This window comes from Micromonospora sediminimaris (assembly GCF_016863575.1).
Taxonomy (GTDB): Bacteria; Actinomycetota; Actinomycetes; order Mycobacteriales; family Micromonosporaceae; genus Micromonospora; species Micromonospora sediminimaris.
In genome coordinates this window covers 26,264-41,963 of record NZ_BOPD01000029.1, presented here as the reverse complement: position 1 = coordinate 41,963, position 15,700 = coordinate 26,264, and the positions used below count along the sequence as shown (strand labels likewise).

Annotated in this window: 4 protein-coding genes; all 4 read right to left on the bottom strand. The window is 70.7% G+C overall.

Translation table 11 applies throughout. The features are described from left to right. Nucleotide 1 precedes the first annotated feature (1 nt). Genes Vse01_RS22300 through sbnA form a run of 4 tightly spaced genes read right to left on the bottom strand, consistent with a single transcriptional unit; the run spans nt 2 to nt 15,637 of the window. Nucleotides 2-7,165 (bottom strand): non-ribosomal peptide synthetase, encoded by a 7,164-nt coding sequence (locus Vse01_RS22300; RefSeq protein ID WP_093402971.1) that lies wholly within the window; start codon nt 7,163-7,165, stop codon nt 2-4. Next, the gene (locus Vse01_RS22295) at nt 7,162-13,626 is read right to left on the bottom strand and encodes a non-ribosomal peptide synthetase (protein WP_093402970.1); all 6,465 of its coding nucleotides are present in this window, start codon (nt 13,624-13,626) and stop codon (nt 7,162-7,164) included. The genes Vse01_RS22300 and Vse01_RS22295 overlap by 4 nt, the downstream gene beginning before the upstream one ends. Continuing rightward, nucleotides 13,623-14,633, bottom strand: a complete 1,011-nt coding sequence (sbnB, locus tag Vse01_RS22290) for a 2,3-diaminopropionate biosynthesis protein SbnB (RefSeq protein WP_093402968.1) — start codon at nt 14,631-14,633, stop codon at nt 13,623-13,625. Before sbnB ends, Vse01_RS22295 begins: the two co-directional genes overlap by 4 nt. Next, on the bottom strand, nt 14,627-15,637 hold the full coding sequence (gene sbnA / locus Vse01_RS22285) for a 2,3-diaminopropionate biosynthesis protein SbnA (RefSeq protein ID WP_093402967.1): 1,011 nt from the start codon (nt 15,635-15,637) through the stop codon (nt 14,627-14,629). The genes sbnB and sbnA overlap by 7 nt, the downstream gene beginning before the upstream one ends. Between the last annotated feature and the right edge of the window lie 63 nt (nt 15,638-15,700).

The following is a 15,700-nucleotide window of genomic DNA, read 5'->3' as shown; positions in this document are numbered from 1 at the left end:
TTCACCGTCGCCCGGCCGGCTTGTCGATCAGCCCCGTCAGGATGCCGGCGAGGTCCGCCACGTATTCCTTCATGACCGAGAAGTGCTCACCCTTCGCCCGGTGCACCCCCAGCCCGGCGGTCCGCTCGCGCCACCGTTGGAGGTAGTCGCCGTAACTCTGGCCGGAGCTGACGACCTCGTGCTCACCCTGCGCCAGCTCGTCACTGACGATCAGGTCCAGGTGACCGGCGTACGGGCGGTCCCGGTAGGACAGCACCATCTCCATCACCTCCTCCCACATCCGCGCGGCGGGCAGCCACATCGTTCCCGCGCCGCGTTCGGGGAGCGTGATCCCGTCGTTGCCGACGATGTCGTCCACGATGTGTTCGAGCAGCGCCAGCGTCTCCTGCCGGAGCACCGAGGTGTCCTCGTCCGGCGGTGCCGCGTCGAGCCGTTCCAGGTTCGTCACACACTGTTTGATCAGCGCGTACTCCGACCAGAGGTGCTCCTTCTGCCACGCGTCCTGCCCCGGGTCGAGCAGGATGAAGGTGACCTCCTCGCCTTCGGCCATCAGCCGGCTGGCCATCTCGGTGCTCACCCCGCTGCCGCCACACCAGCTGAAGATCCGGTACGGCCCCTGCGGGACCGCCTCCCGCAACTCCGCGAGGTAGCGGGTCGCCATCTCCTCGGTGGACGGCACCGAGCCGGTCGACGGGTCAGGGCCCGGCCACTCGAAGGCGACCACCGGCAGATTCGGATCAAGGTGCTCGGCCAGCCGCCGGTACCAGTGCGCGCTGCCGCCGCCGGGGTGCACACACACCAGTGGCGGTTGGTCGCCGGTCCGGCGCAGCCAGAGCAGCGCCGTGGCCGGCTGCCGCTCGCCGTCGATCGACGCGGCGAGCGCCGCGAGCGTGCGGTGCTCGACGAAGGTTCGCACGGTCGTCTCGATGTCGTGCCGGTCCCGCAGCATCGCGATCGCCCGCAAGGTCAACAGCGAGTGCCCGCCGAGGTCGAAGAAGTCGTCGTCACGGCCGACCCGGGGCAGGCGGAAGACCTCGGTCCAGACCTCGGCGACCGCCACTTCCGTGGGCGTACGTGGTGCGCTGTATTCCCGTACCGAGGTCGTCGCCGCCGGCCGGGGCAGCGCGGCCCGGTCGAGCTTTCCGTTGTTGTTCAGCGGGAGCCGGTCCAGGCGGACCCAGGCCGTCGGGACCAGGAAACCGGGCACCCGGCTGCGCATCACGTCACCGAGCCGGGCGGGGTCGGCCGGGCCGTCCTCGTCGAGCACCACGTACCCGACTAGCTGCTTGACCCCGTCCACGCCCTGGTACGCCGCCGCCGCGGCGGCCCGCACCGTGGGCAGCTCGGCGATCGCGGCCTCCACCTCGCCCAACTCGACGCGGTGCCCACGAATCTTCACCTGGTGGTCGCGCCGCCCGATGAAGTGGATCGTGCCGTCCGGATCCTGGCGGACCAGGTCCCCGGTGCGGTAGAGCCGGTTCCCCGGCGCGTGCCCGGACGGGTCCGGTACGAAGCGTTCGGCGGTCAGGTCCGGACGGCTCTGGTATCCGCGCGCGACGCCCGGACCACCCAGCAGCAGCTCACCCGGCACGCCGAACGGGACCGGGTCGAGGTTCTCGTCGACGACGTGCACGTAGGTGTGATGGATCGGCTTCCCGATCGGGATGACGTCGGTGAGCGCCGGCAGGGGGATCCGTGGGTGGACGGTGGCGAAGGTGGTGGTCTCGGTCGGGCCGTACCCGTTGCTGACCAGCACGCCGTGTTCCATCGCCTTACGCACCTGCAGCGGCGGCAGCACCTCGCCACCGACCACCACTTCCCGTACCCCGGCCAACGCCTGCGGCCGAACGTCCATCATGGTGTTGAAGAGGCCGGTGGGCAGGCACAGCACGGTCACCCCGTGTCGGCGCAGGAGTTCGTCGAGCCCGTCGGCGGTCGGCATTTCCGGGGAGACGACCAGCCGGGCCCCGTTGCACAGCGCACCCCAGACCTCGAACGTCGACGCGTCGAAGGCGAGCGTGCAGATCTGGAGCATGACCTGCTCGGCGTCCAGTCGCGCGTACTCCTGGCCGTGCACCAGCCGTACGACGCCGCGGTGCGGGACCAGCACGCCCTTCGGACGTCCGGTGGACCCCGACGTGTACGTGATGTAGGCGAGGTTCTCCGGTGACAGGGCCACCTGTGGCGCGGTGGTCGGCCGGCTGCCGTCCGACCACCAGTCGGAGTCCAGGTTCAGCGTGGTCAGTCCGGCACGCGCCACGAAACGGTGGGCGTGGGCCGGCCCGCTCACCAGCACCTGGGCGCCGGAATCGTCGAGGAGGTACTCGATGCGGCCGTCCGGGTACTTGGGGTCGAGCGGCAGGTAGCAGCCGCCGGCCTTGAGGATGCCGAGCAGCGCGACCACCGTGTCGATCCCGCGGTCCATGCAGACGGCGACGGGCGTTTCCAGGCCCACACCGTGCTCACGAAGCGCCCACGCCAGCTGGTTGGCCCGGGCGTCGAGTTCGCCGTAGGTCAGGCGCGAATCGCCGCACTCGAGTGCGACGGCGTCCGGCCGGGCCTGCGCCTGGGCCGTGAACAGGTCGGTGACGCACGCCTCGGGCAGGGCGGGCCAGTCCTGCTGCGGCTCGGTGAACCGGTGCGCCGGGGTCGAGCTGAGGTCGACCGGGTTCGCGCCGCCGTCGGCGATCATCGCGGTGAGCAGTTCGAGGAAGGTCTCGCCCAGGGCGGTCAGCCGCTCCTGGGTCGCCCAGCCGGCCCGGCACTCCAGTCGCAGCTCGCCCGGGAAGGTCAACGTGACCAGGGTGAACTCGTTGGGGCTGTCGTCGACGACCGCGCCGAACACGTCCTCCTGCGCGTCGAGCACGTGGAAGTCGAGGTAGGAGAAGATGCTGCTGATAAGCGGCGTACCGGCGCCCCAGGCACGCTGCATCGCGGGGATCGGGTAGCGCCGGTGCGGCCAGACGGCAAGCTCCTCGGCGAACACGGCGCGCACGAGGTCGCGCCAACGGGGCGTACGCAGATCCACCGCGAACGGCACGGTGTTGAGGTACATCCCCATCACCTCGTCGCCGCGCAGCAGTTCGGGCCGGCCGTTGACGACCAGACCACTGAAGAACCGCCGCTGGCCGGTGATGGCGCCGATCATCGCGAGGTGCGCGGTGTGCAGCACGGCCTTGAGCGAGGTCTGCGTCCGCGCGGCCAGCTCACGCAGCCCCGGCTCGAGATGCCGCCAGGACATCCGCAGCTCCGGCACCGCGCCGTGGCCGGCGGGGGCGGTGTCCGCCGGCAACGCGATCCGGTCGTACTCGTCGACCCGGCTCCGCCAGAACTGCTCGTCCGGCCCGGCCGACAGCGATCGCCGTTCCAACCTGACGAAGTCGGCGTACCGCCCGGGAGGCGGAGGCTTCAGCGCATCGGGGTCCGCGTCCCGGATCGCCCGGTAGGTGTCCCGCAGCTCGGCGATGAGGGAGTGGTGGCTCCAACCGTCCAGGATGGCGTGGCACTCGGTGTGGGTCAGCACCCACGTCCGCTCCCCGGTGCGGTGCACGTGCCAGCGCAGTTGCGGGGCGTGATCGATGGGCAGCATCGCCAGCTTCATCGTCTCCCGGTACCGCTCCAGGATGTCCTGCTGCTCAGCTTCCGCAAGCTCGCGTAGATCGTCGAAGCCCACCTCGACCCGCGCCTCAGCGTGGACGAGTTGCATCGGCTCGGTGTAGCCGGACGGGTGGAACGTGGTGCGCAGGATCTCGTGCCGGTCGACCAGCCATTGCGCGGCCTGCTGCAACGCGGCCAGCGAGAACGGGCCGTCGTCGGCGATGTCGAAGCTGGTGACGTTCTGGTACGCCGGGTGCGAGCCGTTGACCAGCATCTCGTACACCATGCCGGCCTGCACCTGACCCATCGGGTAGGCGTCCACCAGGCCGTCGGGGAGCCGGTCACGGTCGGCCGGGTCGAGTTGCTCGAACCGGCCGACCGGCGCCTCGTCCGCACCGGTCGCCGGCCGGTCGGCGAGCGTGGCCAGCTGCGCCGCGGTCTGGTGGGTGAAGATGTCCTGCACCGACAGGTTCAGCCCGCCCCGACGCAGGGTGCCGATCGCGCGGATGGCCCGGATCGAGTCACCCCCGACGTCGAAGAACCGGTCGTGCACACCGATCCGATCGATGCCCAGCGCCGCCGCGAGCGCCTCGGTGACGACGCCTTCGGCTTCGGTGCGGGGGGCGACGTACGCTCCGGCCGCCCAGGCGCGGCCAGGTGTCGGGGCCGGCAGCGCGCGCCGATCCGTCTTTCCGCTGGTGGTCAGGGGAAGCGCGGGCAGCAGCTGCCAGTGGCTCGGGATCATCGCCTCGGGCAGTCGACCGCGCAGGAACGACGCCACGTCGCTCACCTCGACGCCGGCGTCGGTGTCCCGGGCGACGAGGTAGCCGACGAGCTGGCCGTCGTGCACCGCCACGGCGACCGCGGACACTGCCGGGTGCTCCGCCGCCACCGCCTCGATCTCGCCGAGTTCGACCCGGTGCCCACGGATCTTCACCTGGTCGTCGAGCCGGCCGAGGTAGTCGATCCGGCCGTCCGGCAGGTAACGCGCGAGGTCGCCGGTGCGGTACAGCCGTCCTCCCCCGCCACCGGACGCCGCGAACGGGTCGGGAACGAACCGCTGTGCCGTGAGCTCCGGGCGGCTGAGGTAGCCGCGGGCCAACTGCACGCCGCCCAGCAGCAGCTCACCCGGCACTCCGATGGGGACCGGTCGCAGGTTCTCGTCGACAATGTAGGTACGCGTGTTGGCGATCGGCCGTCCGATGGTGACCGGCGTCCCGGGCAGGCACCGCACCGCGGTGACGTCGACGGCCGCCTCGGTCGGCCCGTAGAGGTTGTGCAGCTCGCAGCCGATCCGCTCGTGGACGGCGGCGACCAGGTCGGCGGGGAGCGCCTCGCCGCTACAGATCATCCGGCGCACCGACGGCAGCGGCCCGAACGACTCGGCCAGGAACACCCGCAGCATCGACGGTACGAAGTGCAGGGTGGTGACCTGCTCGGTGGCGATCAGGTCGGCCAGGTAGTGCGGGTCGCGGTGGCCGTCGGGGCGGGCGATCACCAGCGTCGCCCCGGTGATCAGCGGCCAGAAGAACTCCCACACCGAGACGTCGAAGCTGTACGGGGTCTTCTGCAGCACCCGGTCGGAGTCGTCCAGCCGGTAGGCGTCCTGCATCCAGCGCAGCCGGTTGACGATCGCGCGGTGGGTGACCACGACGCCCTTGGGCCGGCCGGTCGAGCCGGACGTGTAGATCACGTACGCGGGGTGGTCCGGCCCCGCCGGGGTCGGGCTCGCCGATGCCGGCCCGTTGCCGCTGATGGCCGATTCGCCATCGGTGAGCACGATTGTGACACCGGCGTCGGCGCACATGTAGTCCCGACGCTCGGCCGGGTGGTCCGGGTCCAGCGGCAGGTAGGCGCCGCCGGCCCTCTGGATCGCCAGCAGGGCCACCACCAGCTCGACACCGCGTCGGCGGCACACGCCGACGATCGACTCCGGCCCGACACCCGCGTCGACCAGGTACCGCGCCAGTCGGTCGACCCGCCGGTCCAGCTCGGCGTAGGAGACGTCCTCGCCCTCGAAGCGAAGGGCGACGGCGTCCGGGGTCCGGGCCACCTGCTGCGCGAACAGCTCCGGCAGGGTGCCGGTCGGGTACGCCACCTCGGTCTCGTTCCACGTCCGCAGCACCAGCTCCCGCTCCGCCGGTGGAGACTCGACGAGCTGGCTGACAGGTGCGTCCGGCGTGGCCGCGATGCTGCCGACGAGGGCGGTGAAGTGGCTCGCGAACCGCTCGACGGTGTCCCTGTCGAACAGCGCGGTGGCGTAGTTCAGGAAGCCGGTGAGGGTGCCGTCGGGCTGGTCGACGACGACCAGGGTCAGGTCGAACTTGGCGTCGCTCTCGCCGACCGGCAGTTCCTCGGCGCGCAGTTCGCCGACGCGGCGGGCCGTGGAGTCCCCGTTGGCCCAGAGGAACATGGTCGAGAACAGCGGGGTACGGGAGGCGTCGCGCACCGGGGCCAGCTCGTCGACCAGCCGTTCGAACGGGAGTTCCTGGTGGGCGTAGGCGCCGAGCGCCATCTCCTTCACCCGCCGGAGCACCTCGCGGAAGGACGGGTCGCCGGACAGGTCGGTGCGCAGCACCAGCGTGTTGAGGAACAGCCCGATCAGGTCCTGCACCTCGGCCCGGTCGCGACAGGCCACCGGGGTGCCGATCGTGATGTCGTTGCTCCGGCCGAACCGGCCCAGCGTGATCGCGTACACGGCCATCAGCACCATGAACGGCGTCGCGCCGGACTGGCGGGCGAGTTCGTGCAGGGCTCGGGCGTCCGACGCGGACACCGCGAACGGGACCAGGTCGCAGGCGCTGTCCCGGACCTGTGGACGGGGCCGGTCGAGCGGCAGTTCCAGCGCGGTGGCGCCGGCCAGCGCCTGCCGCCAGTAGTCGAGCTGACGGTCCAGCTTGGCACCGGACATCGCATCGCGCTGCCACGCGGCGAAGTCCGCGTACTGCACAGGTAGTGGCGCCAGCGGGGACGGCCCGCCGGTCAGCGCGGCGGTGTACAACCGGTCGAGTTCCCGCCACAGCACCTGCTCGGACCAGCCGTCGAAGGCGATGTGGTGCAGGGTCACCACCAGCGCGTGCTCCTCGTCGGCCAGCCGCGCGAGGGTTCCGGTCAGCACCGGGCCGGTCGCCAGGTCGACGGGTGCCCGGTCGTGGGTCATCCAGCCGGCGATCCGTTCGTCCTGCGCGGCGGGGTCGAGGCCACGCAGGTCCACCTCGTGCAGCGTGGCCGGCTGCGGAGGGTCGATCACCTGGCCCGGTTCACCGTCGACCACCACGTAGCGGGTACGCAGCACCTCGTGCCGGGCCACGATCGCGTCCAGCGCCGCTCGCAGCGCGCCGGGCTCCAGCGGCCCGAACAGGCGCAGGCCGGCACTGGCCAGATACTCCGTACCGCCCGGCCGGACCTGGTCGAGGATCCACAGCCGGCGCTGCGCGAACGACAGCGCGGGCGGCGTCTCCCGCGAGACCCGGGTGATCCCCTCGTCCGGCGCGGCGGTCGCGGCACCTACGAGCCTGCGCCGAAGCAGTTCCGCGCGCAGACCGGCTCGATCGATTGTCTCAGTCACAGGGCACCATCCTGGGAAAGCAGTTCGCTCATCTGGGCGTCGGTCAACTCGTCGAGTTCCGCCGTGATCAGGTCGGTCACCACCACCGCCAGCTCGGCCACGGTGGTCGCCTCGAACAGGCAGCGCAGCGGGACCTCCACGGCGAAGGTCGCCCGCAGCCGGGCCAGGACCCGGGTGGCCAGCAACGAGTGCCCACCGAGTCCGAAGAAGTCGTCATCGACGCCGACCCGGTCGACGCCGAGAATTTCCGACCAGATCCCGGCGATGGTCTCCTCCGCCGGGTCCCGTGGCGCCACGTACCCGCGGGCACCGTCGAGTTCGGACGGTTTCGGATCTGGCAGCGCCGCCCGGTCGACCTTCTTGCTCGGTGACAGCGGCAGGGCCGCGACGGTGACCCAGGCCGACGGGATCATGTACGAGGGCAGCGACTCCCGGAGGTACGCCCGCAGTTCGTCGAGGTCTGGTCCGGTGTCGTGGGGCCACTCCAGGTAGGCGACGAGCCGCTTGTCGCCGGGCCCGACGTCCCTCGCGACGACGGCGGCTGCGGACACCGCAGGGTGCCTGGCCAGCACGGCTTCGATCTCGGCGAGTTCGATCCGGAAACCACGGATCTTCACCTGGGTGTCGAGTCGGCCGAGGAAGTCGACAGCGCCGTCCGGCCGGAGCCGCACCAGATCGCCGGTGCGGTAGAGGCGCGCTCCCGGTTCGGTGGCGAACGGGTCGGGCACGAACCGCTCCGCGGTCAGCTCCGGCCGGTCGTGGTAGCCACGGGCCAGGCGAACGCCGCCGAGGTACAGCTCACCGGGCACCCCGACCGGAAGCGGACGCATCTCCGCGTCGAGCACGTACACCTGGGTACCGGCGGCCGCCCGGCCGATGTGCAGGGTGGCCGTGCTGCGCTCGTCGGCGAGATCGCCCGACACGGGGTTGAACATGCACGTGACGGTCGCCTCGGTCGGCCCGTAGGTGCAGAGGAACCGGCCGGGCAGGCCGGTCGCCGCCCAGCGTTGGGCGTCGTCGACGGTCACCACGTCCGAGCTGACGTTGATGGTCTTCATCGCGGTGAGCCGGTCCACGCCGGACTCCATCATCTCCCGGTAGTACGCCGGGGTGATCTCCATGACCGTCACGCCGTACTGCGCCAGCTTGGCCGGCAGCTCGTTCGGCGTCCAGAAGACCGGGTCGCTCACCACGATCGTGGCACCGGTGACCAGGGTGGCGCCGATCTGGTCCATCGCGACGTCGAAGGTGAGCGCCGAGAGCTGCACGACCCGTTCGCCCGGGCGGATGCCGTACTGGTCGGCGACCACCCGGCAGTGGTGCGCGTACGCCCGGTGCGAGATCATCACGCCCTTGGGGCGGCCGGTCGAACCGGACGTGTAGATGATGTACGCGAGGTTGTCCGGCACCGTGACGGTTGCCAGGTCGGTCGTTGGCCGGCCGCTCGCCCGGTCCCCGTCGTCGACGACCAGCACCGGCCGGTCGTGCCCGGCGAACCGGTCGGCGAACGTGCCGGTGGTGACCACCAGCTGCGCTCCGGCGTCGGCGAGCATGTAGCGCAGCCGCTCCGGCGGATGTTCCGGGTCGAACGGCGCGTACACGCCGCCGGCCTTGAGCACCGCCAGCAGCACCACGACCGGTGCGATCCCGCGCTGAAGGCACGAGCCGACGACGACCTCCGGGCCGACCCCCATCGCACGGAGCTGGTGCGCCAGCTCGTTGACCCGGGCGTTCAGCTCCGCGTAGCCGAGCCGCTCGGCGCCGAACACCACGGCGGTCGCGTCCGGGGTCCGGGCCGCCCACTGTTCGAACAGCTCCGGTACCGAGAGGTGCCGTTCGCCGGGCGGGTCGAGCAGGTCCAGCCGGTCCGCGTCAGGGTCCGCCCACTGGTGCACGATCGTGTGGCGTTCGTCGGCCGACAGCAGATCCAGCTCGCTGATCCGGGCCTGCGGGTCGGCGGTCACGCCGCCCAGCAGGCGTAGGTACTGGCCGGCGAGGCGTTCGATCGTCGAGCGGTCGAACAGCGCCGTGGCGTACTCGAACCAGCATTCCAGCCGGCCGTCCGGCTGCTCCATCACGGACAGGGTGAGGTCGAACTTGGCCACCGACAGGCCGCTGTCCAGGCCGGTCGCGGCGCAGCCGGCGAGGGTCGACGCCGCGTTGCCGGCGCCGGTGTGCTGTACCTCGAACATGATCTGGAACAGCGGGTTGCGGGACAGGTCGCGGTCCGGTTGCAAGGCGTCGACGAGGTGTTCGAACGGCACCTCCTGGTTGGCGAACGCCTCCAGGGCGCTCCGGCGGACCCGGTCGACCAGGTCGAGGAAGGTCGGGTTCCCGCCCACGTCGGCCCGGACCACGAGGTTGTTGACGAAGAAGCCGACCAGGTCCTCGGTCTCCGGCCGCGTCCGACCGGCGACCGGGGTGCCGATCGCGATGTCGGTGCGGCCGGTGTGGCGGCTCAGCAGCACGTCGAACGCGGCCAGCAGCACCATGAACATGGTTGCGCCGGTCTGGTTGCCCAGCTCGCGTACTGCCGCTCCGGTGGTCTGCGGAATGTCGACGATCAGCATGTCGCCGCGCAGGTCCCGCCCGGGCTGGCGGGGCCGGTCGGGGGTCAGCTCGACCGGCACGAGCCCGGCGAGCCGGTTTCGCCAGTGCTCGATCTGGTTGCCGATGGTGCCGTCGGCCTGCCGGTCGCGTTGCCAGGCGGCGAAGTCGGCGTACTGCACCGGAAGCGGCTGCGTCGACCACGGGGTACCGGCGCGCCCCGCCGCGTACGCCTCGTTCAGCTCGCGCAGGAAGATGCCAAGCGACCAGTTGTCGAAGGCGATGTGGTGCAGGGTGATCGCGATCAGGTGTTCGTCGGCCGCCGTGTGCACGACCGTGACCCGCAGCGGACGCTCGCGGGTGAGGTCGAACGGCCGGGCGCTCACCGCTTCGACGATCGTCCTGGCGCGCTGTGCGGCATCCGCGGTGCCGATCAGGTCCACGACGTCGAAGGGCACCGGGCCGGGGGGATCCACGAGTTGCAGCGGAACGCCGCTGTCCCCGACATAGCGGGTGCGCAGCACCTCGTGCCGGGCGCTGACCTGCTCGACCGCGCGGCGCAGCGTCGCGGTGTCGAGCGCTCCGGTGAGGTGGTACACCAAGGGAATCAGGTACTCCGCGCTGCCCGGTTCGAGCTGGTCCAGGAACCACAGTCGTTGCTGGCCGAACGAGGTCGGCAGGGCGCCGTCGCGGGATACGGGCACGATCTGCGGCTCGCTGTCGGGTGCCGTGCCCGCGTCGATCGCCGCGGCGACCCGCTCCACGGTCCGTCCTTCGAACAGGGTGGCCACCGTCAGCTCCAGCCCGAACCGGCGACGCAACCGGTGCGCGAGCCGGATCGCCAGCAGCGAATGCCCACCCAGCGCGAAGAAGTCGTCGGCGACGCCGACCCGCTCGGCCCCGGTCAGCTCGCCCATCAGCGTGGCGACGGCCCGCTCGGTCTCCGTCCGGGGAGCGACGTGACCGGGGGGCACGTCATCGGGCTCGGCGTGCTCCGGGTCGTCACCGGGCGGGCGGCTGCCGGGGTGCGGCAGCGCCGACCTGTCGACCTTTCCGTTGGGCAGCGACGGCAGCGCGGCCAGCGGGACGATGCTGGCGGGAACCATCGCGGCGGGCAGCCGGGTGCCGAGGAATCCGGACAACTCGTCGACCTCCACCGTCGTACCGGCGGCCGGCACCACGTAGCCCGCGAGTTCCAGGTCGCCGGTGACGGACCGGTAGGAAGTGACCACGGCCGCCGCGACGGACGGATGCGCCCGCAGCGCGGCCTCCACCTCACCGGGTTCGACACGTACGCCCCGCACCTTGACCTGCGCGTCGAGGCGGCCGACGAACTCCAGGACCCCGTCGTCGCGCCACCTGGCGAGGTCTCCGGTGCGGTACCACCGCTGGCCGGGCCGGTCGGCGAAGGGATTCGGGGTGAAGCGTTCGGCCGTAAGGTCGCCGCGCCCGGCGTAACCGCGGGCGAGGCCGACGCCGCCGATACACAACTCACCCGGTACGCCGATGGGCACGAGCCGACCGGCGGAATCCACCACGTACAGGTCGACGCCGGGCAGCGCGGCACCGATCGGAACCGTACCGTCGGTCTCGCCACGTGCGTAGCGCCACGCGGTCACGTCGATCGAGGACTCGGTCGGGCCGTAGGTGTTGTACACCTCCACCTCACGCACGCCGAGCAGTCGCTCGCACAGTTCGGTCGGCAGCGGCTCCCCGGCCGAGCAGACCAGCCGCAGCGCGTCGCAGGCGGCCAGCTCCGGCTCCTCGACCACGGTGCGTAGCACGGACGGGACGAGTTGCACCACGGTGACCCGGTACGCGGCCAGGGCACCAACCATCACTGCGGTGTCGCGGTGGGCGTCCTGCGGCGCCATCACCACTGAACCGCCGGACACCAGCGGCGCCAGGAACTCCCACATCGACGCGTCGAACCCGATGGTCGTCTTCTGCAGTACCCGGTCGGTACCGGTGAGCGCGAACTGGTCCACCGCCCACAGCACCCGGTTCCGGATCCCGCCGTGACTGATCACGACGCCCTTGGGGCGACCGGTGGAGCCGGACGTGTACATCACGTAGGCGGCGTTCGCGGCGTCGAGCGCCACCGGCGGCGGTGGCGTGGCGCGGGCGATGTCGTCCCACTGCTCGTCGAGCACCACCACCGGGGTCTGCTGCGGAATCCGCTGTCGCAGCGCCGTGTCGGTGAGCACCAGTTCGACGCCCGCATTCTCGATCATGAATTCGAGCCGCTCGTCGGGCAGGTCGGGTGCGAGCGGAACGTAGACCGCGCCGGCGGTGAGCGAGCCGAGCAGCGCGACCACGAGATCGGTACCGCGGTGCAGGGCGACGCCGACGGCGGTTTCCGCGCCGACTCCGCGGGTGCGCAGGAAGCTGGCCAGCTTGTCCGCCCTGGACCTCAGCTCGGCGTAGGTCAGCTCGGTGTCACCACAGATCACGGCCACCGCGTCCGGCGTGGCCTCGGCCTGTGCCCGGAACAGGTCCGGCAGCAGGGCGTCGGTCGCTGCGCGCGGTGCGGGGTGCCAGCCGAGCAACTGCTGCTGCTGCGCGGTCGTCACGGTCGGCACGTCGCGCAGCGGCTTCTCCGGCGCCGCCGCCAGGTTCTCCAGCAGCGCCACGTAGTTGTCGGCCATCCGCTCGATCCGGGCCCGGTCGAAGAGCGCCGTCGGATAGGTGATCCGGGCCACCCAGGATCCGTCCGGCTCCTCGGTCATCTGGAGCGACATGTCGAAGGTGGCACTGCGTACCGGGGTCGGCACCCAGTCGACCTCGATGCCGGGCAGACTCAGCGGCTCCCCCTGGCCGTTCAGGACCGCGAACCCGACCTGGAAGAGCGGGTTGCGGGCCAGGCCGCGATCCGGCGACAGTTCGGCGGCCAGGCGTTGCAGGGGCACGTCCTTGTGTTCGAAGGCGTCCAGGGCCGTCTCGCGGACCCGACCGAGCAACTCGACGAAGGTGGGATCGCCGGACAGGTCGGTCCGCAGCACCACCGTCTGCGCGAGCGAGCCGATCACCGACTCCAGCTCGACCCGGTTCCGTCCGCTTGTCGACACTCCGACACCGAAGTCGAGCTGATCCGCGTAACGGCTGATCAGGAGCTGGTAGGCGGCCAGGAACACCATGAACGGGGTCGCCCGGGCGGCACGTCCCACGGAGCTGATCCGGGCCGCCAACGGGGCCGGCACCGCGAACGCCACCACATCGCCGGCCGGCTCCCAGGCGGCGGGGCGCTGCCGGTCCGTGGGCAGTTCCAGCGACGGCAGTCCGGTCAGTCGCTCCCGCCAGTAGTCCAGGTGCCGGACGAAGGTCGCGTCGTTCGCGTCCCATCGGCTCCGCTGCCAGTCGGCGAAGTCGGCGTACTGGAGCTCCAGCGGTGCCAGCGGCGACTTCTCGCTAGCGGCGTGGGCCGCGTAGAGCACGCCCAGTTCCCGCGCCAGGATGCCCAGCGACGGGCCGTCGAAGGCGATGTGATGCACCACCAGCATCAAGATCGCGTCAGTGGGGGAAAGCTGCACGAGGGTCAGCCGCCACGGAGCTGATTCGCGCAGGTCGATCGGCGTGGTCACCGCCGCCTCGCCGATCTCGCGTACCCGTCGGTCCTGTTCCGCGGCGGGGTACCCGGTGAGGTCCACCACCCTGAGGTCGGCCGCCGCCGGCTCGTCGATGATCTGCACCGGCTGTCCGTCAACAGTCGAATAGCGGGTACGCAGAATCTCGTGCCGGGCGGCGATGTCGGTGAAGGCAGCGGTAAGCGCCGCCCGGTCCAGCGGCCCGCGCAGCCGGAATCCCCAGTGCAACAGGTACTCCTGGGTGCCGGACCGGACCTGGTCGAGAAACCACAGCTGCTCCTGCTCGAACGACAGTCGGAGCTGGTTGTCGGTTTCGAGGATGTCAGTCATGCGCACACCTGCTGCTTCGTCGGTAGGAAGTCATCCAATGTGGTGCCCAGGCCGCGGCCCGACGCCGCACGCCGGACCAGGTCGGCCACTGCCAGATCCAGGCAGCCGAGACCGAACGGGGAGAACACCGTCACGGCTTCGTCGCTCCTGACGTACCGCTCACCGGCCACCAGGACCTCGCCGAGCGAGGCGGCGATGAAGTCGCGGTGGCCGGCTTCCTGCTGGGCCAGATCCAGCGAGGTCGCGGCCCGGCACACGTGGTCCGCGTCGTCCACGATGTTCACGCTGGAACGGATCGAGTCGGTGGTGAGGTCACGCAGGGACAGGTGCAGCACCAGCGTTCCCGGGCGGCAGTGCTCGGTACCCAGGTGCGGGACGCTCGCCGTGGTCGCCAGGCACACCAGCTTGTGGCGGGCCATGGCGTCGGCCGCGTTCTCGGCCACGTCGATCTTCAACGTCGGCCAGACCGACCGCGCCTCGGCGGCGAAGGACTGCGCCCGTTCGGCGCTGAGGTCGTACAGGGTCACCGTGTCCAGCGTCGGCAGCACGGTGCGCAGATATCTCAGCACCTCGAAGTTGATCGGACCGCAGCCGACGAGCGTCACAGCCGATTCCGGGCTGGACGAGGAGAGCGTGGACGCCGCCAGGGCGGCGCTCGCGGCCGTACGCCCGGCCGAGATCGCCGACGCTTCGAGGATCGCCTCCGGTACGCCGGTGTGTACCGAGTTCAGGATCATCACGGCCGAGGCCCGGTGCATCCCCCGGTCGAGGTTGCCGGGAAAGGATGACACCCACTTCACCCCGCAGGTCGGCGTCTCACCGCCCAGATAGGCCGGCAGCGCGATGATCCGCTCGCGCTCTCCGTCGGGGAAACGGAGGAAAACCGACTGTGGTACCCGGGTACGGCCCAGCGCGTGCGACCGGTACGCCGCCTCCACCGCGGACACCACATCGCGCTCGCCTCCGTCGAGGACGGCACGGACCTCACCTGCGCCGAGAATCAACATGGCGCCACCTCCATGTCGGGCTTGGTCCACAGGTGCGACACGTCACCGAAGTACGTCATGACCCAGTCGTCGTCGTAAATGGTGTCGAGGTACCGCTCACCGCGGTCGGGAAAGACCATGGCGCAGGTGGCCCCGGGTCGGATCTGATCGCGCATCTGCTCCAGGCCCGCCACGACTGCGCCCGACGAGCCACCGACGAGAATCGCCTCGCGGGCGGCCAGCCGGCGACAGGCCACAATCGCGTCGAGATCATCGACTCGGACCACGATGTCGGCCAGATCGCTGCGGTACAGCTTCGGACGCACCGATGCGCCGTGGCCGGGAATCATCCGCCACCCGACCGCTGGGCCGAATATCGCACTGCCCAACGCGTCCACCGCCACGATGGTCACCGGCAGTTGGTGCGTCCGGATGTATTCGGCGCACCCCCGCAGGGTGCCGCAGGAACTCGTGGCACAGAACAGGTAGTCGATGTCCGGCAGCGCGCGCACGATCTCTCGTACCGTCGTACGGTGTGCCTGCGGGTTGAGCGGGTTCGAATACTGGTCCGGGCAGTACGCGTGATCGATCGTCGCGACGAGTTCACGCACCCGTCGGATACGGACGGGCAGGTACTCTCCGGTGGCCGGGTCGACATCGGTGACCACCTCGACCTGCGCGCCGAGCGCCCGCATGATGGCGATGTTGTCCTTGTTGGTGCGCGGGTCGACCACACAGATGAAGCGAATTCCGTAGTACCCGCAGACCTGCGCGAGCCCGATTCCGAGATTGCCGGAACTTGACTCGATCACCACCGATCTTCCGGGTACGAGCCGCCCGTCGCGTATGCGTTCTCGCAGCATCTCCAGCGCCGAGCGGTCCTTGATACTGCCGCCCGGATTGTGCGACTCCAACTTAGCGAACGTCCTGAACGGACTCTCGGGGTCGAGCTTCACCAGCTCGACTATCGGTGTCGCTCCGATGGTTGCCAGCACTCCTGACCCGGTGGGGGTTTGTTCGGTCATAGAGCCGCTCCTCGAATTGCATCCGCCGCGATGCGCCTACTACGAGATTCCTCCGCACCGTCG

Coding starts and splice junctions, on each gene's coding strand:
- sbnA (WP_093402967.1), bottom strand. CDS start 15,637: ATGACCGAACAAACCCCCACCGGGTCAGGAGTGCTGGCAACCATCGGA.
- Vse01_RS22295 (WP_093402970.1), bottom strand. CDS start 13,626: ATGACTGACATCCTCGAAACCGACAACCAGCTCCGACTGTCGTTCGAG.
- sbnB (WP_093402968.1), bottom strand. CDS start 14,633: ATGTTGATTCTCGGCGCAGGTGAGGTCCGTGCCGTCCTCGACGGAGGC.